Here is a 25,654-nt window from a genome sequence, read left to right as displayed (position 1 = left end):
CCGGCAAGACGATCAATGCGTGTAGCGCAGACTTATACGAAGTAGTTGACGCTGCGACCCTGTGTCAGGTCTGAAAGGGATTCCGGGCGGATGTTATTGGCGTACTGGAATAACGCAGAACGTGACTTGAGTGAAGAAATGCCGGACTGGTCAGCAGGGCGTGAATGATCCAGGTTGTGTTCATTGACGAAAGCACGGGTGGACTGGTAGCTGCTCCGATGACGCTCAAGCAGCTCCCCCTGCACAACACGGGCAGGCCTCTCGTTATCGACCCGGTTGCTTTCGTTCGCCACGCCCACAGGCTCGACCACGCTGGTGAAACCCGCGTGTGCGCCTGCACTGGCTGGAGATGTTACCGGGCGCGTGTATGACGCTGACGGTAACCGGGTGACGTCCATAATGGCTTCCTGTCCGTTACGATTCAGCCTGCACAATCGGCAGGTCAGTGGTATAAGTTTATACCAATATTTCAGATGGGTCTGCTGTCAGAAAACCGTCGGAATTCACCACGAAACGAAACTATTATTATTTTATTTACAATAAGTTATAAGTGTTTTTTAAATCAGCGCTAAAGATATAATTTTTACTTTGCTCAGGTCAGGTCCCGACGCCCGGAGAATGCATGAGACAATGTGCCGCTGTCGATATATTCCAGCTCGCCTCCCATTGGCACACCGTGCGCAATACGCGTGGTTCGGATACCCTTCTCGCGTGCCATGTCGCTGATGTATTGCGCTGTGGCCTCACCTTCAACCGTCGGGTTTGTCGCAAGGATGACTTCCTGTAATGCGCTGTTCGCGAAACGTTCTCCCAGCCCGTCCAGGCCAAGCTCTTCCGGCCCGATACCGTCCAGTGGCGACAGGTGCCCCATAAGCACAAAGTATCGGCCACGAAAGTCCGTGGCCTGCTCCAGTGCTTCAACATCCATGGGGTTTTCCACCACACACAGCACCGTGTCATCGCGACTGTTGCCGGCACAAAGGGAGCACGTCTCCGTTTCGCACAGCGTACGGCAATCACTGCAACGTCCGATGCCATCCATCGCTTTCTGCAGCATCAGTGACAATTGCCGGCCACCTTCGCGGTCGCGCTCGAGCAGATGGTAGGCCATACGCTGCGCTGTCTTGTTGCCCACGCCGGGCAGACATCGGAAAGCCTCCATCAACTGCTGGATAAGGGGGGATGCAGCCATTCAGGTCAGAACGGCAGTTTCATGCCCGCAGGCAGATTCAGGCCGGCAGTCATACCTGCCATATGCTCCTGGGTCATGTTGTCGACCTTGTGCGTGGCATCATTGATGGCAGCGGCAATCAGGTCTTCAAGCATTTCCTTGTCGTCGCCGATCAGGCTGTCGTCGATCTCTACACGGCGCGCCTCGTGGCGCCCTGTCAGTGTCACCTTGACCAGCCCACCGCCGGATTCACCGGTGGCTTCCATTTTTGCCACCTCTTCCTGGGCTTTCTGTACATTGGCCTGCATCTCCTGGGCCTGCTTCATCAGGTTTCCGAGTCCGCCTTTCATACGTATCGTTCCTCAATCATGTGTCGTGTTCAAGTGTCCCGGGGACGTATCGTTTCATCGTGCAAGGTGGCACCGAAGCTTTTCTGGAAGGCCTTGACGTTCGGGTCAGAGGTAATTGCCTCAACAGCACCGGCCTGGCGCTGTTCCGCTTCACGCTGACGCTTTTGTGCGGGCGTGTCTGAACTGGCACCTTCGATACCGATATCCAGTTTAATGTCTTTTCCCATGCATTCGCCAAGCCTTTCTTCCAGCTGCTGCTGACGCGTCTTGCTCAATAACTGCTGGTGCTCACTGTCCAGCATCAACTTCCAGTGGCCGCCATCCCTTGTCTCGACCGCGCAATTCATCGCCAGTTCCCGCAGCATACCCTTGAGCTGCATGCAGTCGACAAGCGCTGACCAGTCAGCATCCTCTGACAAGCGAGGCTGCGGGGCTGCCGAAGTCGCAGGCGCTGCCACCGGTTTGCCGGAAGTATTCGCCTGGTTTGACGGGGCCGTCGCAGATGCTCCGGCCTTACGCGACGGAAGCGGACGCGCAGCAACTTGTGGCTGCTCACCTGTCACCGGACGAAACGCCAGCATACGTAACAGGATCATCTCCATGCCGCCACGCGGATCGGGGGACAGTGGCAGGTCACGCCGACCGACCAGGCCGATCTGGTAATATAACTGTACATCTTCCGGATCCATGCGCTGTGCCAGTTCCAGCAATGTCTCGCGTGCTTCGATATCGGCATCGACCGCTTCAGCCGCCACCTGGGCAATTGCGATCTGCTGTAAATCAGTCAACAACTCTGCCAGCAGCCCTTCATAGTCTGGCGCCTGCTGTGAAAGCTGTTCGATCACAGCCAACAGGGCCGGGGCATCTGCATCCGCCAGTGCGCGCAGGATAGCGGTGACATGACCACGCTCGATGGTGCCGAGCATGCTGCGTACATCGGCTTCACTCACTCCGCCGTCACCAAACGCAATGGCCTGGTCCAGCAAACTGAGGGCATCGCGCATGCTGCCATCGGCCGCGCGTGCAAGCAGTTGTAATGCAGATACCTCAGCAGTAACAGACTCGGCCTTTAACAGGGTTTCCAGGTGACCACTGATCAACGGCATTGGCAAACGCTTCAGGTTGAACTGCAGGCAGCGCGACAATACCGTGGCCGGCAGCTTTTGCGGATCAGTGGTAGCAAGCAGGAATTTGACGTGGGGTGGTGGTTCCTCAAGGGTTTTCAGCAACGCATTGAAGCTGTGCGCCGAGAGCATGTGCACCTCATCGATCAGGTACACCTTGTAACGGCCACGGGTCGGTGCGTACTGCACATTATCAAGTAACTCGCGGGTATCCTCGACCTTGGTGCGCGAGGCCGCATCGACCTCTATCAGGTCCACAAAGCGACCCTCATCGATTTCCACGCAGGCAGAACACTCGCCGCAGGGCTCTGCGCTTACGCCCGACTCGCAGTTGAGCGACTTGGCGAAAATACGCGCCACGGTGGTCTTGCCCACACCGCGCGTACCGGTAAACAGGTACGCATGGTGCAACCGGTCATTGTCCAGCGCGTTGATCAGCGCACGCAGCACATGCTCCTGCCCCACCATCTCGGCAAACTTTCGTGGCCGCCATTTGCGTGCCAGAACCTGATAACTCATTGAAGATCCGAAAGACATCCAGAAACACGGCTCATTATACAGAAGCCGGGCCGGGAGATTGCGGAAGAATGGGTGGCGACCCGTACCAGCCACACCCCGGCGCCCAGGTCCACTGCTGCGGCTGCTCCCTTCCAGGCCTGACCGGGTTCACAGTTTACTGTCGCGAGGGGACCGGTACAGATCACCATAACGCGTTGTCCGAACTGCCGGCACATGGCCGGAGGACGCGGCATTGTACCAACTGCTCTGTATTTTGCACCTGTCATTCGCTCACCTTACCAGACCCGGAAATACCCCAACCATCCATAAGCATTTCAACAAATAGTAATTATTGACAATACCTGATAAAATTAGTCAACTATTAAACCTGAAATGCTACATGAAATTGGCAAGGAGCATTGAACGATGCAAGCAGAAGTAAACGGTAAAATCATTGAACTCAGCGAAGCGGGCTGGCTGAACAACCTGGATGAGTGGAGTCCGGAACTGGCAGAGGTAATCGCCAAAAACGAAAAAATTCCGGAACTCACCCAGGAACACTGGGATATCATCAATCTGGCGCGCGAGTACTTCCATGATAACGGTACCGTTTGTGAACCACGTCAGTTCTCCAAACTGATGAAGAAAAAATACGGCAAGGATCGCAGTGACCAGAAATACATCTACTCGCTGTTCCCGACCGGACTGATCAAGTGCGCCAACAAGGTCGCCGGCCTGCCACGGCCCAAGGGCTGCAGCTAAACTGCCCCCCTGCGGTTTTAAAGGCCCCTTAGCGGGGCCTTTTTTATATCGGGACTCCCGCCTTTTAACCTGCGTGGCTGTTTTTTCAGCGGACGCTATAATCATCACTATCAATCTTCCTTTTGCCAGCCGGACTTAAAATGGAATCTGCTGCAAACAAGCCTTCCGACCGAACAGTCCTGGTAGTCGATGACGAAGAAGATATACGGGAACTCTACGCGCTCATACTGGAAAAACTGGGGTATACAACCCTTCTGTCAAGTACCAGCGACGAGGCAATCCGCCTCTACCGACATTCACTGGAAAGCGGTACCCCGATTAACATTGTCATCCTCGACCTCAACATCCCCGCGGACAGGGGCGGGAAAGAAATCGCAACTATACTGCGCGAACTGGACCCCCAGGCCAGGCTGATTGTCTCAAGTGGAGATACGACGGCAGTGGAAATGACCCATTATGCGGAACACGGGTTCAATGGAGCACTGGAGAAAACATTCGACCGGGAAAATATCAAGCGAACGCTCGAACAGACTCTGGCATAGCGCCAGAGTCCGGAATTATACTCAGCTACTGTGTTCGCCAGCCCGCTGGACTTCGGGATACAAAGGCGCCAGCCCTTCAGACCCTTTAGTCTCATGCTTCTGGCGGGGAGATAACCCTGTTTTCAGTGCGTTCCATAACGCTTCACCCTGCCATGCCTCTGCCCCGTCACCGTAAAGAATATTGTCGAGCCGGCGGACTTCTTCACTGCCGGATGCCAGTCGTTGTGCGAGTGCGCCAAGGTTGCGCGGCGGCTGTTCCGGCCACTCCAGTGCTGCCCATTCAAGCAGGGCCTTTGCAGCCACATGCGGATTATTGGCCTCGCACGCTGCTTTAAGCGCTGCGCGCAATTCACGGCTACGGGTACGGGGGTGCTGCTGCCTGCCCTGGGCGCCTGCCACGGCAGACCCGTGGTTACGGGTAAAATGCCGCTGATTTCTCCACCAAACAATGACAACAAGCAGCACCAACACAGCCACGGCGGCGAGCAGGATATTCCGATACCCCATCCATTGCTTCCACCAGCCTTGTATACCGGCAGGTAGTGCTGACCCGGTGTCATGCACTGCGGTGTCGGGTGTTGTATCAGAAGCAGGCGGCGATTGCGGTGTCGAAGTACCGCCGGCTGCCGGTAATACGGCTATCTCTCTGGCCGGTAATTGCGCACTACGCTGCTGGTGCTTTGCCGTGTCCCACCAGTCGATTCGCACAGCAGGCAGGGTGATCTTGCCGGCCGTGGATGGCACGTAGGCAACAGTTTGCTTGCTGACGCCAAAGATCCAGTCACCATCCGTAAGATTTTCACTGACCGGCTGTTCCGGGTATACCCGCACTCCCTGTACCGACGGGAAATCAATGACCGGCAACTGTGAAGATTCAAGCCCTTTGGCTTTCAGTGTTACCGTCCTCGTCACCGGTTCGCCAACATGAAACTCAGGCGACGGGTCCTGCCAGCTGTCCTGCAGCGTCAGCGCCTGACTGGGTAACCAGAACTTCCCCGTATAGGAAGCCGGCCGGGGTTTTACTTCCAGTGTCAACGCCTCGCTACGAACACGAAACCGTTTCCCGGGGTCTCCCGCCATGCCGCCGAAGAAAGGATCGTCAAACGGGTTGCGCCCGAAGAAACGTTTGATGAGCAGATCTGACGACATGGGTGATGAGCGTCTTGATGATATCGAAGCCGTACGCCCGGTGAAAGTAATCGCCGGGAGCAGCAGATCACCGCTTTTCTCGGGAAAGATTGCATAGTGCCGTTCTACAACCTGGTAATCCTTACCCTTGATCGTGGTCTTGAAATGGCGGTCCTCGCCGAGGCGTTCAACGACAGCATCGTCAGGCTGAGGATCCTGGAAATCGCCTTCCAGCAGAGGCACGCGGTAGTACAGGCGTACTACGTAAAGGATCTGCTGCTGGACATAGACATCCATTGAACCTGTGCTCGCCTCGGTACGCATGAACACCGGCCGGTCACCGGCTACCGCACTGACTGCTGACTGCTCCATCACCTTCAGGGCGAGCGGTTTTGTCTTTGAACGGCCGACACTCAATGCGGGGATATCCAGGGAACCGGTCTTTTTGGGTTCCAGTTCCACTTGCCATTGCCGGCTGTCAGATCGCCGCCCGTTGATAATCTGGATACGCTGGCTGGTGCTGGTACCCAATACGGCAAAGTCCTTTGACAGGGGTGACAAGTCCGGCTCACCCGACTCATCCTTGCCGGTTGCCTCGATCATCAGGGTGACCGTTTCCCCGTCATAGACCGTCGAGCGATCCAGGGTTGCTTGCACATCCGCCCAAACGTTAGACGTCAGTGCCAACATCATCAGGAGAAACAAGGCTCGACCGTAATATGTGAACCCGGTGTGTTCTGCTTTAGTCTGTATTCCTGTCATTGTTGATCGCTGTACTGTCGTCACCATGCCTGCCTTCCATCTGTCGGCGGGGTTGCCCGCTGTTGATACTGGTAAAGAAATTTTCGCCGCAGTAACCCACCCGGGTCATCGGGGATACGTTTCAACCATTGCTCTGCGGCCAGTTGCTGTTCTGTACTCAGGGGCGTGGCCTGTGAGCCACCGGGCTCGCTCTGTTTTCCCTGCTTACCGGCAGGTCCTTGTGCGTTCTGCCCTTTATCTGCCTGGCTCCCGGTTTTCTGTTGTTGTGATACCTGGCCAGCAGATTGCTCATCAGCCTGTGTGCCACCCGATGACTTTGCTTCTGCGCCGGCATCCTGCTTTTCCCCAGCACCGGAAGTCTCGCCCGTCTGACCTTCAGCAGCAGCGTTCTGACCCTGCTGACCCTGCTGACCCTGCTGACCCTGCTGACCCTGCTGACCCTGCTGACCCTGCTGACCCTGCTGACCCTGCTGACCCTGCTGACCCTGCTGTTTTTGCTGCTCTGCCTGTTGCTGGCGCAGCAGCTTCTCGACTTCGTCACGATTATGCTTTGCATCCGCCATGTCAGGCCGCAGGCTCAATGCCTTCTCATAAGCCTTGATAGCAGCTTCATACTGCCCCAGTTTTGCCAGTGCATTACCTTCGTTGTATAAGGCATCAGCACTTTCCTCACCGGAAAACGATTGCATAGCCTGTTCGTATTTGCCGGCACGGTAGGCAGCCGTGCCGCGTTGCAGTTTATCTTCTGCAAGCGTTAGTGCCTTTTCCGGCTTCCCCGACGCCAGGGCTTTTTGTGCCTGCTGATCGCGACGCAACCATAAGTCATCCCAGCCTGATGCCATAACCGGCTGTGGGGTAAACAGGCTGTTGCCAATCATGAACACCATGACCACCAGCCAGCCGCGTCGGAATGCCAAAGCCGCCAGCGGCAACAGCAGCAACACCAGCCACGGACCCCGCGACAGCCAGCTATCGGTCTTTAAATCTGTAGCCTTGATATCATCACCCAGAGGGCTGTTGCCGGTTTTCAGCAGAGCGTCAATATCCGAGTTATCGCCGCTCAGCAACCGGTATTTCCCGCCACCCGCTTTCGCCAGTCGCTGCAGGGCATCACGGTCCAGTCCTGGCACCACCAGGTTGCCCTTGTCATCGCGCAAAAAACCACCGCTTCCATCCGGTACCGGTGCACCTTTCGCTGTGCCGACACCCAGTACGGACACCGTGTAACCCTTGCGGTGCAACTCCTTTGCAACCTTGAGCGCACGTGCATCGTCATAACCATCGGTGATCAGCAGAATATTTCCCCGTGCGATACCGGCCTGTTCCAGTAATTTACCTGCCAGCGCCAGGCCACGGTCAACCCGGCTGCCCTGTACCGGCATCAGTGATGGCGACAAAGGGTTGAGCAGTGCCAGTATGGTGTCGGCATCGTTGGTCAACGGTGATACCGTAAAGGCATCACCGGCAAACACCACGAGACCGATCTGGCCTTCTTCACTGCGTTGAAGAATATCCGCCACCTTGTAACGGGCGCGTGCCAGACGCGATGGCGGCAGATCAGGCGCCAGCATGGATCGCGACAGGTCCAGCACCACAACCACGGATTGCTGACTGCGATAGACCGGCTGCGGCTGTTTCTCCCACACCGGGTCTGCCAGTGCAAGTACCGCAATCACCCAGCCTGCGGCGAGCAGCCACACGGGCAGATGACTACCGCGATGGTCCTCGCCGTTCAGCAACCAGGGCAGCAGCTGACGGTCACACACTGAAGCCCACGGGTTGTTCATGCTGCCATGACGACGCATAAACCACAGCAACAGCGCCAGTGGCAGCAATGCCCACAGCCAATGGGGATAAAGAAAATGGAATGCTTCAGGCATGGGGCACCCCGACCGGTTTCAGCCGCTGTAACAGGTTCAGCTGACCCAGCACCATCAACAGACTGATCAGTAAGGCAGCCGCCAGTGGCCAGATATACAGCTCGTGCCTTGGCCGAAACACTTCCTCGTCCTGGCTGGCCGGTTCGAGTTTATCCAGTAGCCGGTAGACCTGCTCGAGGCCCTGTAAATCGCGCGCGCGGAAATAGCGCCCACCGGTTTTATCAGCAATGGCCTTGAGCGTGGCTTCGTCGAGTTCAGTGTTGGCGATACGCTGACGACCAAACAAGCCCTGCACGACCATCTCGTCGGCGCCAACGCCGATGGTGTAGATTTTCACTCCCTCCTGCGCGGCGATGTCTGCCGCCTTGAGCGGGGCAATACTGCCCGCTGTATTGGCACCATCCGTGAGCAGGATCAGTACCCGGTTTCCTTCCGGTTGTTCGCGCAAACGTTTGATAGCAAGGCCGATCGCATCACCGATCGCGGTGCGCTTGCCCGCCAGTCCTATCGCGGCTTCCAGCAACTGGGTGTTGACGGTTTTACGATCAAAGGTCAGCGGAGTTTGCAGGTAGGCCTGGTCACCGAACAGGATCAGTCCGATGCGATCACCCTTGCGTCGTTCGATAAAGTCACTGGCAACGCGTTTGACCGCAATCAGCCGTGACGTCACGCGACCGCCCATAACCATATCTTCGGTTTCCATACTGCCGGAGATATCAACCGCCAGCAGCAGGTCGCGGCCGGATATCGGCAGGTGCACGGGTTCACCCAGGTACTGCGGTCGAGCAGCGGCAATCACCAGCAACGCCCAGACCAGTATGGCCAGCCACAAGCGTATCCGCGAAGGTGTGGACTGCCTGACAACAGATGATGCCGTCAACGCCTGGTAAAAAGGCAAGCGCAGGGCTGCGCCGGTATTCTCTGCCGCGCGCGGCAGCAGCCAGGCCATCAGTAGTGGCAGTGGCAGTGCGGCAAATACCCAGGGCCAGATAAATTCAATACTCATGCGTTGCCTCTGCGAACTTTTCGTATCCAGTGCCGTGCCAGTACCAGCAACGGTTCAGCCGGAATAGCGTCTGGCTCCGGGACATAGGCGGCATCGGCGAGCACCTGGCCAATGCCCTGTGAGAACTCACCTTCGCCCCCGGTTTCATCCAGAAACTGTAACCAGGCTTCCCCGCTCAGGGGTGCCACGCGCTGTCGATCAAACCGTTGCAACGCAACGCGCCGCAACAGGGTCGACAAGCCGGTGGCAAATGCTGCCGGATCATCATTGGCCAAGGCTGCCAGTCGATCGAGTTCCGCCTCGATACGTTGCCACTCGCGATGGCGCCGGTAGCGACGGTACAACCACATACCGACAACGGTCACCAGGACAAGGATCAATACAGCCACCAGCCACCACCCAGGGGCTGGTGGCCAGAAAGGCGGCGCTGGCGCAGCATGTATGTCGCGCAGGTCCAGTGCAGGTGCTGCCGGGTTCATGCGGCACTCTCCCCGACTGCCGGCGTAACCGCCCGGCCGGAGTTCGCCAGGCCGTTACGCAGACTATCCGCCACATTATCCGTCGTACTGATGCGTAACAGGGGAATGGCACACTGCTGCATCAGCTCACGTACAGCATGATGGTGATGCGCGAAGTAGCGGGCATAACGCTCGCGTTGTTCGCGCTGGCTGACATCCAGTATCGACGTCTGTTCACCATTGGTTACCGGGTAACGACCAGGCGGTGGTGGCTCTGTTTCCAGCACATCAAAAATCTGGCAGGCAACAACATCGTTATGCTTGCGCAACTCTTTAAGGTGTCGATGCGTATCATTATTGATGGCATAGAAATCGCTCAGAATAAATACCAGGCTGCCGGGTCGGGCCACGCGGCGCAGACGCTCAAGGGCACCATTGAGATGATTGTCATCGTTATGAGTCAAGACCATGCCCCGGGAAGGATCTGTCGCCGGCACCAGTGCGCGAATCAGTCGCAGCACACCGCGCTGCCCCCCCATCGGGCGCAACTCGTGGTGTCCGCCATTAAACAGCAAGGCACCGCAACGGTCGCCATGACGGACCGTGGCCCATCCGATCAGCGCTGCTGCACGGGCGGCCACAACCGATTTGAACGCGCCACGTGTGGCGAAAAACATACCGGGCGAGAGGTCAACCAGGCTGACGACCGGGCGCTCCCGTTCTTCCTCGTAGACCTTGACGTGAGGGTGACCGGAGCGTGCTGTTACCCGCCAGTCCATATTGCGAATATCGTCACCAGGCTGATAGCCGCGCGATTCGAGATAATCCATGCCGCGACCGCGGAAACGTGAGCGATGCGCACCCGCCAGCACACTGCGCGCCGGCTTGCTGCTGTCGAGCGTCAGGTTACGTGCTGCCAGACGTAGCTGGATCAGTTCGTTTGTATCCGCCTGTACAACATTTGATGTACGGGTATCCACAGCGCCCGAAGCGGGTTCTTGCGGCATTTCCCGACTGAACAGGTGTGACAACATCAGGCAACAGGTACCCGCTGAATCAGTTCACGAATCACGTCATCAGACGTGACACCCTCAGCTTCGGCCTCGAAAGAGACAAGGATACGGTGACGCAAGGTATCAAATGCCACCGTCTGAACGTCTTCGGGAGACACATAGTTGCGACCATTCAGCCAGGCGCGGGCGCGGGCGCAGCGATCCAGTGCAATTGTGCCGCGCGGACTCGCACCCCAGCTTATCCAGCGGGCCAGATCCTCGCCGTAAGGCGAAGGATTTCGTGACGCCAGCAGCAACTGGACAATATACTCCTCGACCGCCGGAGACACGTGCAGGTTCAGCACTGCCTGCTGGGAATCGAACAGCTGTTGCTGGGCCAGTAAAACAGACGGTTCGGCTGCCGCATTGTTTGTCTCGCGTGCCTGGCTACGCGCCAGTTCCAGTATCTGTTTCTCGGCACTCACATCCGGGTAATCGATACGGATATGCATCAGGAAACGGTCGAGCTGCGCTTCCGGCAAGGGATAAGTGCCTTCCTGCTCAATCGGGTTTTGTGTTGCCATGACCAGGAACAGGCGCGGCAAGGTATAAGTCTCCTGGCCAACGGTAATCTGTTGCTCGCCCATGGCCTCCAGCAGGGCTGACTGCACCTTGGCGGGTGCACGGTTGATTTCATCGGCCAGTACCAGGTTGTGAAAAATGGGACCGCGCTGGAATTCGAAGCTGCCGGTCTGCGGCCGGAACACCTCGGTACCGGTCAGGTCACCGGGTAACAGATCCGGTGTGAACTGAACACGGTGGAAATCACCGTCGATGCGTTTGGCCAGCTCCTTGATTGCCGTGGTCTTGGCAAGCCCGGGCGCGCCTTCGACCAGCAGGTGCCCATCAGCAAGCAAGGCGATCAGCAGGTGCTCGACCAGCATCTGCTGACCAATCACGCACTGTTCCATCTCGCGGCGCAATTGCCGGAATGCAGCCTGGTTCGGGTCATTCTGTGTTTCGCCCGGTTGTGGGGCCGTCTGTGTTGTCATTACCAGTACCTCGGTCAGCTTTGAGTCCTTTAAATGGGGTGTTAAAACGGAAATTTCAACTCGCGCTGTGAGACGCCTGCCAAACGGCGAAGTTCCCGCAAAAACAAAAGGCCCCTTACGGGGCCTTGCTGGCAGGTATACGGGAAAGCGGAACTACAGCCAGTCGGTCAGCTTGATACCGATACCAAGCTTGTTAACCTTGTGGTTGTAGTCGATCAGGCTCTCCCCATAACCGTAGTAGTACTGGACGTAACCGTTCAGGCGGTCTGTCACTGGAAAGCTCCAGCCAAGCTGTAAGGCACCACGGTAGTCGTCCCTAAGAGAATTGCGAAAAAAGAGTTCGAACAGCTGCTTGCGATGCTTGTATACACCCTGAAACTCGAAGTTACCCAGGTAGTCTTCGATATCCCGGTTATCGTCTTCCTTCTTGCGTTCCGGGATGCGGTACCAGGGCTTGATGGCAAATGCAGCATTGCCACGTTCCATAACGAAGCGCATATACACACGGTTCCAGCTACGCGATAACACGCCACCCTGTCCATTGGACTGGTGAACCACCCCGAGGTCGAAAGCCCGGTTCGTCAGCCCGAGTATTTTCCAGTCGGTATACCAGGATAGCCAGGCTTCAGGCTCGTGATTGGTTTCACGGAAAGGCGATGAGTCGCTGCTGTCGAATATCTGCCAGAAGGAGCGATTGGAATAGGCAAACATCAGGCTGGAACGGGTATTCAGTACCTGTTTGATGACCGGAAACTTGAAGCTGATCTGGAAGTCGACCTCTCCCCCGCTGAAACCGACATCCTCGCCGAACTGCTGCTCGAAAGTATCATCGTCATAGCCGTTGAAGTTGTAGGAGTAGATCAAATAGTTCGGCTTGTGCGGTGTGATAACAAAGCGCACCAGGTCGGTAGCATCCTCAATAGCAAAACGGCGTGTCACTGCCCCGCTGGTAGCGGACAGCTCCAGGTTTGTTTCCTCAGTCACCCCATCATCATCCACCAGGCCGGACAGGGCCTCGCAATGCTGACGAATTTCACCGGCAGACAGGGATTCGGGGGCAATCGCAACCTGCTCCAGTACACAGGCTTCATACTTCGCGTCCCGGGCGGCATGTAATACAGCGGGAAACAGGAGTCCCGGTGCAAGGAGACCGGTCAACAGCGACTTCATTCCTGTGCGGCCCGTTTTCACAGCTTGTGTCATGATCATTCGGAAAACGTATCGCAGCGCTGCATATCACCGCTGTCGAAACCTGTCCGGAACCATTTGACACGCTGCGATGAACTGCCGTGTGTAAACGAATCGGGGGTAACATAGCCTCGCGACTGTTTCTGGATGTTATCGTCCCCGATTGCACTGGCCGCACGCAGACCTTCCTCAAGATCACCGTCCTCCAGCATCTGACGCTGATTATGTGCATAGTAGGCCCATACACCGGCCAGACAATCTGCCTGTAATTCCTGTTTGACAGACAGCCTGTTAGCTTCCACCTCTCCCAGTTTCCTGCGTTCCGCCTGCACCCTGCCAGAGATGCCGGTCAAGGTCTGGATATGATGGCCAATCTCGTGAGCAATCACATAGGCCTGGGCAAAGTCACCTGGCGCCTTGAAGCGGTTTTTCAACTCATCGTAGAAACCAAGGTCTATATAAACTTTCTGGTCGGCCGGACAGTAAAAAGGTCCCATGGCTGACTGGGCCGTCCCACAAGCAGATTTGACAGCACCCCGGAACAGCACCAGCCCGGGCTCTCTGTATTGCATTCCACGCTTGCTGAATAGCCCACGCCAGGTATCTTCCGTATCCGCCAGGATGACCGAGACAAAGTTCACCAGTTCTTTTTCTTCCGCCGTTTGTTTTACCGGCTGTGACGATGAACCGGGGGCAACCGGCTGCTGCAAACCGAGGGCAGACAACATCGTGCCAAGGTTACCTGTCAACAACCCGTAGCCGATAATCCCCACTGCCACCACTGCGGTGCCCTTGAACCCGAGAAAACGCAAGACCACTGGCAAAAAGCGCAGCAAACCACCCCCTGCCCTGCCCATGGCGGGCGCACGCATGCTGCGGCGATCATCAATATTCGAACTTGTTCTCTTTCCACGCCAACGCATAGGCCAACCTGTTTTTCCTGGTCCGGGTGAAGATTACTTTTACAAGAGAATGCCCGCACCATCAAGCACAGGCAGGTAAACAGACGTTCAGCGAATACCCAGATCGAGATGGAAACAGGTGCCCTGGTCCACTTTGCTGTCGATCTGGACTTTCCAGCCATAGTTCTGGCAAATACGCCATACCAGTGACAGGCCGATGCCCTCTCCGCCCTGCGCACTGTAGAATGGCTTGAACACCTCATCAATCTCATCGGGTGAAATACCTTCTCCCGTATCCATGACCGATATCCCTGTTTTGTTTAATGTGATATGCACCCGTCCTTCGCGGGTATAGGAGAATGCATTCCGTATCAGGTTGGCCAGTACAATGCGTAACAGCGCACACTGAATCGGCAAATGCGGGCGCGACAGAATTTCCAGCTCGACGCTCACTTCACTTCGTTCCAGCAGGTGCTGGTGGCTATCGATAATTTCTCCCAGCAGGGCCGCCACATCACAGTCCCCCGACACCTGCTCCTGGCGTCGTTCCCGCGCAAGCTCCAGCAGCGCGGCTGTCACCTCGCCCATTTCACGTGCTGCACGTGCAATACGTTTGATACGTGTGCGTTGCGCCTCGTCGAGCCCTGTGTCTTCCTGCAACACCTCTGCCGCACCTTCTATAACTGCCAGTGGTGTGCGTAGCTCGTGGCTCACATCCGCTGTGAAATTCTGCTCCCGTTCGATAAAGGCACGCAGACGTTTTTGATAGGCATCGAATTCGGAGGCGAGGAACCCGACTTCATCAGGCGGAAAATCCCGGCCCAGTTCACGCGGATCACCCTCCGGCTCGAGCCTGCGCACACGGCGACCAAGCTCGCTGACCGGGGACAGAACACGTCCGGCAAGCCAAAACCCCAGCGCGGCGGATAACAGGATCATCACAATCACTGCTATTACCAGGAAAACCTGGTACTGGGATTCCCGGTGACGTATCTGGGAATCGTCGTACAGTGCAACGAAATGCTGCTCACCGGAAAGACGCACCTCGGCATAGTAACTTCTGTCTTCCAGGTCGACCTGGTGCAGGCCGGTGTCCAGATTGCGCAATACAGCGGGAACTGCATCACGTTCATGCCCGTTCATCACCCGGATCTGCATCAGGGTACTTGACGGTGGTATCAGCGAAGGGTCCTGTCGGTAACGTCCAATAAAGTCTTCCAGTTCAGCTGACAGGGTCTCCTCGATCAGCCGCTCTTCCATGTTAATGGTCAGCCAGTAGAGCGCTGTAGCAAGTGCAAAACTGACTGTTCCGCCAATCAGCGCGAAGGCGAAGGTAATCCGGTAGCGAAGACTAGTCCTGAATTTCATCCGGCGCCGCCAGCTGATATCCCATACCATGAATCGTTCTCAGCAGGTGCGTCTCGAATGGCTTGTCGATTGCGGATCGCAGGACGTGCAGGTGGGTACGCAGCGAATCACTGTCCGGCCTCTCATTACCCCAGATACGCCGCTCAAGCTCACGTCGTGGCACGACGCGTGGTGACTGGCGTATCAGCAATGCAAGTATTTTCAGCGGAATCGGCGGCAAGGTGATAGGCTGACCGGCACGCCGCACCGACAGTGTCTCGGGATCAAATACCAGGTCCGCCACACTCAACGCTTCATGCTCATGATCGCAACGCGCACGACGAATCAGTGCGCGCAAGCGCGCTTCCAGCTCCTGCAGCGCGAATGGCTTGACCAGGTAATCATCGGCACCCGCAGAAAAGCCTTCCAGCTTGGCATCCAGTGTGTCACGCGCTGTCAGCATCAACACCGGCGTGTTACTGCCGGAGTCACGTAACTGCCGGCACAGTTCAAGGCCATCAAGCCCTGGTAACGTCAGATCCAGCACTATGGCGTCAAAACTTTTGTCGCTGGCAAACTGCAATCCGGTACGCGCATCATAGGCCGCATCCAGCACATAACCCTTTGGTTCCAGGTAATCGTAAAGATTCGCTACCAGATCCGGGTTGTCTTCAATGACCAGTATGTACATGGCGTTTTATCAAGCTTCCTTTTTTGGAGCAGGTTCAACCGATGCACATTCACGGAAGATACGCTTGTCACAGGTACGACAGATATCCTTGTCCAGTTTCTGGAAGATACCGGTTATTGCCGCCGACTTCGACTGGAAGACATTGTTGGGGCCGATTTCATCCAGGCAGCCACAGGAATCGAGTGATTCCCACAACCCTTTTTTGACCTTGATCAGATAGAACCCGCCACCACGTGCCTTGCGCTTGCGTGCCTCCTCGACCAGGGCGGCACCACCGGCAATATCGACAAAATTGATACCCTGCGCCACAACGGCGAGGTGTTTCTGTTCCGGGTGTTTTTCTTCCAGTTCCGCAAACGCTTCCTGGATGTGACTGACGGAACCGAAGAATATCGAGCCATCGATACGCAAAATATGCAGCTGCGGGCACTGCGGCAGATTGTCACCCGTGTTGAACTTCCGCTTGGGCATGTTCGGATCCGGTACCCGGGTAACGATACGGGGTTTTGACACACGCATCAGGTACAACACCAGTGATAGCAAAACACCCGCAAAAATGGCCAGTTCCAGTTCCAGGAACAGGGCACCAAAGAAAGTGACTGCCATGATGCCAGTCTCACGACGGCTGGCTTTAAGCACATGTCGAATCTCGTGGAAATCAATCAACCCCCAGGCAACCATGAACAGGATGCCGGCCATCGCGGCATTGGGCAGGTAGGCCGCGAACGGAGCAACCAGCAGCACGATGATCATCAGCAAAAGACCGGCAAACATTGCCGCCAGCGGTGTACGCGCACCCGCCTGGAAATTCAGCCCGCTACGATTAAAGGAACCGGTCGACACATAACCGGAAAAGAAACTACCGGCCATGTTAGACAGACCCTGGCCAATAAATTCCTGGTTCCCGTCAATACGCTGCCCACTGCGCGCGCCCAGCGAACGGCCAATCGATACGGCCTCGGTGAGGGCCAGCAGGGTCACCGCCAGTGCCGGGGTCGCCAGGTGCTTGATCGTATCCAGCGTAAAATCCGGCGATGACAACGGTGGCAGCGTCTGCGGCAAAGCGCCGACCGTCGTGATACCTGTCACGTCAACGCCAAAACGCTGGTTCAACCAGACACCCACCACGCTGCCCAGTATCATGGCAATGATCAGGTAAGGCAGTTTTGGCCAGAAACGTTTGACGATAATACCCGACAACAGGGTCACGACGGCCACCAGTGTGACATAGCCGTTAATGTTGGGTATCTGGTGCCAGAACTGCACCAGTACATCGTTCAGGTGTCCACCACGCTCGATGGGCACACCAAAGAAATTTTTCAGTTGCTTGCCGGCGATCAGGATCGCTGCACCTGCGGTAAAGCCGACAATGACGGAATGCGAGATAAAGTTGACCAGTGCGCCCATACGCGCCAGGCCCAGTGCTATCTCAATAACCCCCACCATAAAGGTCAGGGTAAGCGCCAGCTTGACGTAATCCATTGAACCCGGCTCGGCCAGTGCGCTGAGTGCGGAAAACAGTACGATCGATGCGGCAGTCGTTGGTCCCGATACAAGGTGCCATGACGAGCCAAACAGGGCCGCGATGATGGCCGGCACCATGCCCGCATACAAACCATACTCCGGCGGCATGCCTGCGATGGTCGCAAACGCCACACCCTGCGGCAGCACAACAATCGCACCGGTCAGCCCGGCAAAGAAATCCGTCCGGATGGTATCCCTGGTGAGCTTCGGCATCCACACAAGGAAAGGGAAAAACTGTTTATACCGCCCCAGAAAACCCTGCTGATTCATTACATCTCCTGATTTAATAAAGTCAAAAAACGTCGTCTATTCCAGCCAGAACTTCGGGCTCAACAACACCAGTAGTGTGAAGATCTCCAGTCGTCCCAGCAGCATGGCAACCACTGCCAGCAATTTGACCGGGTCGCTCACTGTGGAAAAGGTATAAGCCACCTCTCCTAGCCCCGGCCCGAGATTATTAATGCTGGTGGCCACCGCAGAAAATGCACTGACCTGATCCAGCCCTGCCGCCATCATCGACAATGTCAGAATGACGAACACAAACAAATATACTGAAAAAAAGCCCCACACCGATTGAATGGTGCGGTTGTTCACCACGCGCCCGCCAATCTTGATCGGCCGGATGGCATGCGGGTGCATCAGGTTCGTTGCCTCTCGTGCGCCCTGCTTGAACAGCAGCACGATACGCAATACCTTGATGCCGCCGGCCGTAGACCCGCCACAGCCACCGATAAAACTGGTAAAAATCAGTAACAGTGGCAGAAACAGCGGCCACTTCGAAAAGTCCGCCTCGCCAAACCCGGTACTGGTTATCACCGATACCACTTCAAAGCCGGCATCCATCACCGCATGGCCAAAACTCCTGTACACACCCGTCAGGGCCAGCGTCGAAAAAATCACCAGCATCAGTGCCAGGACAATCAGAAAGTAACTGCGCACTTCCGTATCCTGGAAATAGTGCAGTGGATTGTGGTCCCTCAGCACCACGTAATGCACCGCAAAATTGATCCCGCCGAGCAACATAAACAGTGTAGCAACCAGCTCAATCGCTGCACTGTCGAAGTAGCCGAGGCTCGCATCGTGGGTCGAAAAGCCACCCGTCGATACGGTCGAAAAACTGTGCGCCACTGCCTCGAACAGGGGCATGCCCGCCAGCCAGTAGGCCAGCACACACAGCAGTGTCAGCCCGACATAGATCATCCACAACGCCCGTGCACCCTGCACCAGGCGAGGTGTGATCTTTTCATCCTTGCCAGGGCCGGGTGTTTCCGCCCGGTACAACTGTGAACCACCGATTCCGAGTATCGGCAGCACGGCAATGGCCAGCACCACCAGCCCCATACCGCCCAGCCACTGCAACTGTTGCCGGTAATACAGGACCGAGGGCGGCAGACCATCCAGTCCGACAATGACCGTCGAACCCGTGGTGGTAAACCCCGATACCGCCTCAAACAGGGCATCGACAAACGATAGATGAGTACCGAGCATCAGCGGGATCGCACCCAGCATACTGAGCACCACCCAGAAAAATACCACTACAATAAAGCCATCCCGGCGGCGCAGATTCTTGCCAGCACCGCGCCGGCCTGAAACCAGCAAGATCAATAAACCAGCCGCAGCGATCGCCAGCAGCGCTGTGCCAAAATGCCTGACTTCACCGTCGTTGTACCACAGTGACAGCAGCGCCGGCGGCAACATACTGGCGCTGTAGGCAAGTACCAGGATTCCGACAATCCGCATGGAACGAAATAGACCCATCTCACCCTGCCCTGAACCCGGGAATGCTTTAAACCTGTCACCCGCTATATAAGGCGCAGCTAAACTAGCATGACATACTTCAAGATTTTGTTAATTCCTTACCGGCTATGGTGTCCGACAGGTGACAGTCCTGTCCAGCACAAATCGGTTACACTTACGAAAACTTACCCTACAGGCAACAGGTTATGGCTCCAGAAAAAAAACGTATCGCCCGGGTTGTGATCCTGCTCATCGTGATCGCAGCGGCCTCGACGGCCGGGTACCGGTACTGGAAAAACAGTAACACGGCCACTGACACGCTGACCCTTTACGGGAATGTGGACATGCGCGAGGTGCAACTGGCGTTTATGGTTCAGGATCGGATTGCCGAACTGGATGTAAACGAAGGCGAACACGTCAGCCAGGGGCAGCAGCTGGGGCGCCTCGAAACCACACGTTTTGAGAGTGTCGTTCAGGAACTGGAAGCACGCCTGGAACAGGCCCGCCAGCAGCTCGAGGAGCTGGAAACCGGTAGCCGTCCACAGGAAATCCGCAAGGCCAGGGCTGATGTCGCCGCAGCGAAAGCCAGCCTGCTCGACACCGAGCAGCGCTATCGCCGCACCAAAGAGCTGGTACGCAAAAAAGTTTCGCCACAGCAAAGTCTCGATGATGCCCGCAGTCAACTGGATGTTGCCAAAGCGAAACTGAAGGCCGCGGAGGAAGCCCTGTCGCTGGTACTGGAAGGTCCACGCAAGGAAACCATTGCTGCTGCGCGCGCCAATGTCGCGCAAATCGAAGCGTTACTGAAACGTGCCCGCAAAGATCTTGATGACACGAAACTGTTTGCCCCTGCCAACGGCGTAGTCCGTTCTCGCATCCTGGAACCGGGTGACATCGCCACACCCTCCCGCCCGGTGTTTACCCTGGCAAAGCTCGAACCGGTGTGGATTCGAACCTACGTTCCGGAAACACACCTGGGCAATGTCGTGCCGGGTATGCAGGCGAAAATCAGCACTGACAGTACACCGGGCTCAAGCTATAAAGGCTGGGTTGGCTATATATCGCCGAGTGCAGAGTTCACACCCAAGAACGTCGAAACACCTGCGCTGCGCACCCGGCTGGTGTACCAGGTATGGATCTATGCCTGCAACCCGGACAACAAACTGCGCCTGGGCATGCCCGCTACCGTTGAGCTGGATACCCGTTCCACGCAGGCCGACCCTGATGCGTCCGCGTGCAGCGGCGCGCAATGACCGGTACCGCATCACCTGCCATCACGCTGAAAGATCTCGGCAAAACCTTTGCCGGTGCGCAGCCGGTGCGCGCGCTGGATAAACTCAACCTGCAGGTCCGGCGTGGCATCGTCACTGGCCTGATCGGTCCGGATGGTGCCGGCAAAACCACACTCATGCGGCTGGCGGCCGGTCTGCTGCTGCCTGACGAGGGCGAGATCCAGGTGCTCGGCCAGGATATGCGCGAAGCATCGCTCGCGGTTCAGTCACACATTGGGTATATGCCACAGCGCTTTGGTCTCTATGAAGATCTTACTGTGCAGGAAAACCTCGACCTGTATGCAGAGCTGCAAGGTGTACCGGAGGAAGAACACGCAAAACGTCACCGTGAGCTGATGCATATGACCGGTCTGGCACCGTTTACCGCGAGACTGGCCGGCCGCCTGTCCGGTGGCATGAAACAGAAACTGGGGCTGGCCTGCACACTGCTCAGCTCACCGGAACTGTTGTTGCTCGACGAGCCCACGGTCGGCGTCGACCCGGTCTCGCGTCGTGAGTTGTGGGCTATCGTCTACCGGTTGGTCAAGCAGCAACACATGAGTGTATTACTCAGCACCGCCTACCTCGACGAAGCGGAACGCTGCGATGATGTCATCCTGCTACATGAAGGCAAACTGCTCGGTCAGCAGACACCGCAAGCTTTCAGCGCACCGATGCAGGGCCGGGTCTGGGAAATCAGTGCCGCGCTCGGCAAACGCCGCCTGCAGCAGCAGCTCGACCTCAACCCGGCGGTGCTGGACGCACTGACCGAAGGGCGCAAGGTGCGCGTGGTGACCTGTGAAGCCAATACGCCTGAGCAAGCACTGGTTGCAGACTTGCCGGACGCCCATATCGAATCTGTGGCACCGCGCTTCGAGGATGCGTTTATTGCCATGCTTCAGCACGATATTCGCAAACCGGCGGCCATCGACACCACATCGGAAACTGCGACCACCCGCAACGACGAGGCTGTTATCCAGGCACACGAATTGAGTCGGCGGTTTGGTGACTTCATTGCCGTCAACAAGGTCAGCTTCGACGTCAGGCGTGGGGAAATTTTCGGCCTGCTGGGGGCCAATGGTGCCGGAAAGTCGACAACCTTTCGCATGCTGTGCGGGCTGCTGCCGGTTTCCTCCGGCCATGTAAGCGTTGCCGGCGTCAACCTGCGCAAGGCCGCTGCAAAGGCGCGCGCTCGCATCGGTTACATGGCGCAGCGTTTCTCCCTGTACGGAAACCTGTCCGTGCAGGAGAACCTGAACTTTTTCGCCAGTGCATACGGACTGTCCGGCAACACAAAACGGGAACGCATTGCCTCCGCAGTAGAAGACTTTGAGCTGACGACGTACCGGGATACTGCCGCCTTCACCCTGCCACTGGGTTTCAAGCAACGCCTGGCGCTTGCCGCGGCACTTATGCACCGCCCGGATATCCTGTTCCTCGATGAACCCACATCCGGTGTCGACCCGCTGGCGCGCCGCGAGTTCTGGTGGCACATCAATGCACTCGCCGAGTCCGGCGTCACCGTGCTGGTGACCACCCATTTTATGGATGAAGCCAACTACTGTGACCGGCTGGTGGTCATGGCCGATGGCGAAGTCCTGGCAGCAGACACGCCAGAGAACCTGCGCGAGCGTTTTCATGCCCCGGGGGAATCAGAAGCCAGCATGGAAGATGCCTTTATTGCGCTGATCGAACAACACAAGCAGGAAGCTGCCGCCTGATGCCGGCATCAGACGCACAACTTTCACGCCGACGCCTGGCCGGGATGGTGCGCAAGGAGAGTCTGCAAATCCTGCGCGATCCATCCAGTATCGCCATTGCCTTTGTGCTGCCGGTAGTGATGCTGTTCCTGTTCGGTTATGGCGTATCACTTGATGCGAAAGACGTCCGCATTGGATTCGTGATTGAAAGCCCGGATAGCGAGACCAGTGATATTCGCGCTGCATTCGGCCAGTCGGATTACTTTGACCCGGTTGTCTTTCACGCCATACAGGCCGCCGAACAGGCCCTGCAGCAGCACGACATCGACGGAATCGTGTGGCTGCAAAGTGATTTCAGCCACCGCCTGCACGCCGGACTCGGTGCGCCGATCGGTGTCATTGTCAATGGTGTGGACGCAAACCAGGGGCGTATCACGGAAGGCTATATCCTCGGTGCATGGCAAACCTGGCTGACGCACTATACCGAACGCCGTGGGCTGCCGAAGGCTTTTCCCATCACGCTGGAGCAACGTGTCTGGTTTAACCCGGCAGTACGCAGTCGTGACTTCCTGGTGCCAGGACTGGTTGCGGTTATCATGACGCTCATCGGCGCCCTGCTGACGGCCATGGTAGTGGCGCGTGAATGGGAGCGCGGCACCATGGAGGCCCTGCTGGTTACGCCCATTCACATCCGTGAACTGCTGATGGGCAAGCTGATCCCCTACTTTATACTCGGCATGGGCGGCATGCTGCTGACCGTGGCAATGGCCGTGTGGCAGTTCGATGTGCCGCTACGCGGCTCATTCCTGGTTCTACTGGTCGCTTCTGCACTGTTCATGCTGGTTTCACTGGCCATGGGCCTGCTGATTTCCATTGTCGCGAAGAACCAGTTCGTCGCCGGGCAGGTTGCGATTATCGTGACCTTTCTGCCGGCTTTTATCCTGTCCGGTTTCATCTTCGACATCAATTCCATGCCCTGGGCCATCCAGGCGATTACACACATTATTCCGGCGCGCTATTTTGTTTCCATCCTGCAAACCGTATTCCTGGCCGGTAATGTCTGGCCAGTCATTCTGCCCAATGCCGTGGCACTACTATTGATGGCATTCTTCTTCCTGATACTGGTACGCCGCAAGGCAAGCAAGCGGCTGGAGTAGAACGGATGCTGCAACACATGCTGGCACTGATCATCAAGGAGTTCCTTGCCCTGCTAAAGGACAAGCGCAGCCGTTTTGTCCTCATAGGTCCGCCCATTATACAGCTCGTTGTATTTGGTTATGCCGCGACCTTTGATCTCAACCGGGTGCCCTTTGCAGTTTACGACGAGGACAACACGGAACAATCGCACCTTCTGGCAGAGCGTTTCAGTGGTTCTGGCACCTTCGAGCTGGTGGGAAAGATAAGTCGTGACGCCGACATCAGGCCACTGATCGATAACAAACAGGCCCTGATGGTCCTGCATATCGGTCCACGCTTCAGTGACGATCTCGCAGCCGGGGAAAGTGCTTCATTACAGGTCATCGTCGATGGCCGCAATTCCAATACGGCGCTGCTGGCGCTCAATTATGTCCGCACCATACTGCTGGATTTCTCCGCCGACTGGGCGCAACAACAACAACGGCCTCCACCACCGGCCAGGCTGGTGATGCGCGCCTGGTACAACAGCAACCTGGTGTCGCAGTGGTTTATCGTACCCGGCATTGTCGGTCTGCTGACACTGGTGGTGTCCCTGCTGGTGACGGCATTGTCAGTGGCACGGGAACGCGAGGAAGGCACCTTTGACCAGTTACTGGTCACACCGCTGCGGCCGTTTGAAATACTGATTGGCAAGTCTGTTCCGGGGCTGATTATTGGCCTGCTGGAATCAACCGTTATCATTCTGGTTGCAGTATTCTGGTTCGAAGTACCGCTACAGGGAAAGATCGGCGCGCTTTACCTTGGGCTGTTCCTGTTCCTGCTCGCCAATATCGGTATCGGCCTGATGATCTCATCGCTGTCGGTCACCCAGCAGCAAGGCCTGCTCGGGGCATTCCTGTTCCTTGTACCCGCAGTCATTCTGTCCGGCTTTGCCACACCTATTGCCAATATGCCGGAAGCGGTCCAGCAGCTAACGTTGATCAATCCGATGCGTTACTTTCTGATTATCGTTCGTGGGGTATTCCTGGAGGGCGCCGATATCAAACTGCTTGCAGCGCAATATTGGCCAATGGCGGTAATCGCCCTGTTCAGTCTGTGGTCAGCGGCCTGGCTGTTTCGGCGCCGGATGTACTGATCACACCAGAGGCATTGATGCCACGATAATTCGCCAGCCACTCGTGGTACTCTTCCGCCGGCATCGGCCTGGCGATAAAAAAGCCTTGCGCTATATCACACTGCATCTTCTTCAGCGCGGACAGGGTTTGGATATCTTCAACCCCTTCCGCAACAACGGACAACCCGAATCGATGCGCCAGATCCACGATCAGTTCCACGATGTTGGCATTATCCCGATCTTTCAGCAGGCCAAATACGAATGACTGGTCGATCTTCAGCTGATCTGCCGGTATATCACGGAAATACGCAAGGCTTGAATAACCGGTACCGAAATCATCAATTGAAACGCTGATTCCTTCATCCCTGAGCCGGTTTAACTTGGAGAACGCATTTTCGACATTCTCGATAAATGACTGCTCTACAATTTCGATGCATAGTTTATTGGTGGCCGAGTACCATAATTTTTGTGCGCTGATCACGGTGTCGACAAAGTCAGAACGGTCCAGTACGCAGGGCGGGATATTGACAGAGACTTCCTGCACACCCCAACGATGTTCCCACATACCAGCCAGGCGTAAAGCGCTGTTTAGCATCCACTCCGTCAGTGGTCTGATGAATCCACTCGACTCTGCAACAGGAATAAATTCATTCGGCCCAATGAGACCCCGGAAATCATTCTCCCACCGTACCAATGCTTCTGCGCCAACCGGCCTGCCGGTCGCCAGTGAAATCTTGGGCTGGAAATAGACCCGCAACTCGGATTTGTGAATGGCATCTTCCAGCGCCATTTCAATATCCCAATGCTCTGACTCCTCTGCACATTCGTCATCATGGGCAACACAAAGCAACTGACCGGTACTTCGAGCGCGGCGCTGGGCCTCATCCGCTGCAGCCATCAATTTATCCCCGCTACGTGCATGTTCCGGATAAACCGAGATACCGATACTTACCTTACAGGCAATACTTTCTTCTCCGACCAGTAAAGGCATGTCCAGCAATCGCTTGATTTTGTGTGCAGCCATCTCGGCATGGCCTGTGTTCAGGACACCCGAGAGGATCAAACCAAACTTGTCATCACCGACACGTGCAATATGATCACCTTCACGACGAACCTGTTCCAGCGCACTCGCCACCGCCTGCAAGGCACCGTCGCCCGCAGCGTAACCGTACTTCATATTGATACGTGAAAACTGCCTGATATCGACCAGCAGTAGCGCCAAAGACACCTTGTGCGTTGCGGCATCACTGATATCACAGTCGAGGATATGCAGGAACTGCTGTCGGTTATTCAGACCTGTTACCGGATCTTTCATTCA

General features: G+C 56.4%; 23 protein-coding genes and 1 other RNA gene. 6 read left to right on the top strand and 18 right to left on the bottom strand.

Annotated elements, in window-relative coordinates; translation table 11 throughout:
- Positions 1-32: 32 nt before the first annotated feature.
- The 5 genes from DFR30_RS05685 to ffs form a co-directional block, all read right to left on the bottom strand.
- The gene (locus tag DFR30_RS05685; RefSeq protein WP_132971737.1) at positions 33-398 is read right to left on the bottom strand and encodes a hypothetical protein; all 366 of its coding nucleotides are present in this window, start codon (positions 396-398) and stop codon (positions 33-35) included.
- 194 nt (positions 399-592) lie between these two features.
- The gene (recR, locus tag DFR30_RS05680) at positions 593-1,192 is read right to left on the bottom strand and encodes a recombination mediator RecR (RefSeq protein ID WP_132971736.1); all 600 of its coding nucleotides are present in this window, start codon (positions 1,190-1,192) and stop codon (positions 593-595) included.
- Positions 1,193-1,197: 5 nt separating this feature from the next.
- Positions 1,198-1,521 (bottom strand): YbaB/EbfC family nucleoid-associated protein, encoded by a 324-nt coding sequence (locus tag DFR30_RS05675; protein WP_132971735.1) that lies wholly within the window; start codon positions 1,519-1,521, stop codon positions 1,198-1,200.
- A gap of 29 nt (positions 1,522-1,550) precedes the next feature.
- Positions 1,551-3,164, bottom strand: a complete 1,614-nt coding sequence (gene dnaX, locus DFR30_RS05670; protein ID WP_132971734.1) for a DNA polymerase III subunit gamma/tau — start codon at positions 3,162-3,164, stop codon at positions 1,551-1,553.
- Between the two features lie 80 nt (positions 3,165-3,244).
- An RNA gene (ffs, locus tag DFR30_RS05665) (signal recognition particle sRNA small type) lies at positions 3,245-3,341 on the bottom strand.
- A gap of 228 nt (positions 3,342-3,569) precedes the next feature.
- Between ffs and DFR30_RS05660 the strand changes: the two genes are divergently transcribed.
- Both DFR30_RS05660 and DFR30_RS05655 read left to right on the top strand, forming a co-directional pair.
- A complete protein-coding gene (locus DFR30_RS05660; protein WP_132971733.1) occupies positions 3,570-3,905 on the top strand; it encodes a TusE/DsrC/DsvC family sulfur relay protein in 336 nt (111 codons plus the stop codon).
- Between the two features lie 140 nt (positions 3,906-4,045).
- Entirely contained in the window at positions 4,046-4,447 is a 402-nt protein-coding gene (locus tag DFR30_RS05655) for a response regulator (protein WP_132971732.1), read from the top strand.
- Positions 4,448-4,468: 21 nt separating this feature from the next.
- On the opposite strand, the gene DFR30_RS05650 is transcribed toward DFR30_RS05655, so the two are convergent.
- From DFR30_RS05650 to DFR30_RS05595, 12 genes are all read right to left on the bottom strand, one after another.
- Positions 4,469-6,232: a BatD family protein gene (locus DFR30_RS05650; protein WP_207891819.1), complete on the bottom strand. Its 1,764-nt coding sequence runs from the start codon at positions 6,230-6,232 to the stop codon at positions 4,469-4,471.
- 125 nt (positions 6,233-6,357) lie between these two features.
- Entirely contained in the window at positions 6,358-8,217 is a 1,860-nt protein-coding gene (locus DFR30_RS05645) for a VWA domain-containing protein (RefSeq protein ID WP_132971730.1), read from the bottom strand.
- On the bottom strand, positions 8,210-9,223 hold the full coding sequence (locus DFR30_RS05640) for a vWA domain-containing protein (RefSeq protein ID WP_132971729.1): 1,014 nt from the start codon (positions 9,221-9,223) through the stop codon (positions 8,210-8,212). The genes DFR30_RS05645 and DFR30_RS05640 overlap by 8 nt, the downstream gene beginning before the upstream one ends.
- Complete coding sequence (locus DFR30_RS05635; protein ID WP_132971728.1) at positions 9,220-9,702, bottom strand: DUF4381 domain-containing protein; 483 nt, start codon at positions 9,700-9,702, stop codon at positions 9,220-9,222. The genes DFR30_RS05640 and DFR30_RS05635 overlap by 4 nt, the downstream gene beginning before the upstream one ends.
- Positions 9,699-10,688, bottom strand: coding sequence for a DUF58 domain-containing protein (locus tag DFR30_RS05630; RefSeq protein WP_207891818.1), 990 nt, complete (start codon positions 10,686-10,688; stop codon positions 9,699-9,701). The genes DFR30_RS05635 and DFR30_RS05630 overlap by 4 nt, the downstream gene beginning before the upstream one ends.
- Before the next feature lie 26 nt (positions 10,689-10,714).
- Positions 10,715-11,725 (bottom strand): AAA family ATPase, encoded by a 1,011-nt coding sequence (locus DFR30_RS05625; RefSeq protein WP_132971726.1) that lies wholly within the window; start codon positions 11,723-11,725, stop codon positions 10,715-10,717.
- A 153-nt stretch (positions 11,726-11,878) separates the two neighbouring features.
- Complete coding sequence (locus tag DFR30_RS05620; RefSeq protein WP_165869103.1) at positions 11,879-12,895, bottom strand: phospholipase A; 1,017 nt, start codon at positions 12,893-12,895, stop codon at positions 11,879-11,881.
- Between the two features lie 35 nt (positions 12,896-12,930).
- Complete coding sequence (gene ypfJ, locus DFR30_RS05615) at positions 12,931-13,836, bottom strand: KPN_02809 family neutral zinc metallopeptidase (protein ID WP_132971724.1); 906 nt, start codon at positions 13,834-13,836, stop codon at positions 12,931-12,933.
- Positions 13,837-13,923: 87 nt separating this feature from the next.
- Entirely contained in the window at positions 13,924-15,183 is a 1,260-nt protein-coding gene (locus DFR30_RS05610; RefSeq protein ID WP_132971723.1) for a sensor histidine kinase, read from the bottom strand.
- Positions 15,167-15,853: a response regulator transcription factor gene (locus tag DFR30_RS05605; RefSeq protein ID WP_132971722.1), complete on the bottom strand. Its 687-nt coding sequence runs from the start codon at positions 15,851-15,853 to the stop codon at positions 15,167-15,169. The genes DFR30_RS05610 and DFR30_RS05605 overlap by 17 nt, the downstream gene beginning before the upstream one ends.
- A 9-nt stretch (positions 15,854-15,862) precedes the next feature.
- On the bottom strand, positions 15,863-17,647 hold the full coding sequence (locus DFR30_RS05600) for a SulP family inorganic anion transporter (RefSeq protein ID WP_132971721.1): 1,785 nt from the start codon (positions 17,645-17,647) through the stop codon (positions 15,863-15,865).
- A gap of 36 nt (positions 17,648-17,683) precedes the next feature.
- Complete coding sequence (locus DFR30_RS05595) at positions 17,684-19,135, bottom strand: TrkH family potassium uptake protein (RefSeq protein ID WP_132971720.1); 1,452 nt, start codon at positions 19,133-19,135, stop codon at positions 17,684-17,686.
- A gap of 185 nt (positions 19,136-19,320) precedes the next feature.
- On the opposite strand from DFR30_RS05595, the gene DFR30_RS05590 reads away from it, so the two are divergent.
- From DFR30_RS05590 to DFR30_RS05575, 4 genes are read left to right on the top strand one after another with little or no spacing between them, the layout of a single operon-like run.
- Positions 19,321-20,367, top strand: a complete 1,047-nt coding sequence (locus DFR30_RS05590; protein WP_132971719.1) for an HlyD family secretion protein — start codon at positions 19,321-19,323, stop codon at positions 20,365-20,367.
- On the top strand, positions 20,364-22,106 hold the full coding sequence (locus DFR30_RS05585; RefSeq protein ID WP_132971718.1) for an ATP-binding cassette domain-containing protein: 1,743 nt from the start codon (positions 20,364-20,366) through the stop codon (positions 22,104-22,106). Before DFR30_RS05590 ends, DFR30_RS05585 begins: the two co-directional genes overlap by 4 nt.
- Positions 22,106-23,242: an ABC transporter permease gene (locus DFR30_RS05580; RefSeq protein WP_132971717.1), complete on the top strand. Its 1,137-nt coding sequence runs from the start codon at positions 22,106-22,108 to the stop codon at positions 23,240-23,242. Before DFR30_RS05585 ends, DFR30_RS05580 begins: the two co-directional genes overlap by 1 nt.
- 5 nt (positions 23,243-23,247) lie before the next feature.
- Positions 23,248-24,357 carry an ABC transporter permease gene (locus DFR30_RS05575; protein ID WP_132971716.1) on the top strand — a complete coding sequence of 370 codons (1,110 nt, stop codon included), beginning with the start codon at positions 23,248-23,250 and terminating at the stop codon, positions 24,355-24,357.
- Here the strand turns inward: DFR30_RS05575 and DFR30_RS05570 are convergent.
- Positions 24,311-25,651 carry a putative bifunctional diguanylate cyclase/phosphodiesterase gene (locus DFR30_RS05570; RefSeq protein ID WP_132971715.1) on the bottom strand — a complete coding sequence of 447 codons (1,341 nt, stop codon included), beginning with the start codon at positions 25,649-25,651 and terminating at the stop codon, positions 24,311-24,313. The genes DFR30_RS05575 and DFR30_RS05570 overlap by 47 nt on opposite strands.
- Positions 25,652-25,654: the final 3 nt, after the last annotated feature.

Origin of the sequence: Thiogranum longum (assembly GCF_004339085.1) — a bacterium.
In the GTDB taxonomy this organism is placed as follows: Bacteria; Pseudomonadota; Gammaproteobacteria; order DSM-19610; family DSM-19610; genus Thiogranum; species Thiogranum longum.
The sequence above is the reverse complement of the archived record's forward strand: the minus strand, read 5'-3'. Positions and strand labels throughout refer to the sequence as shown.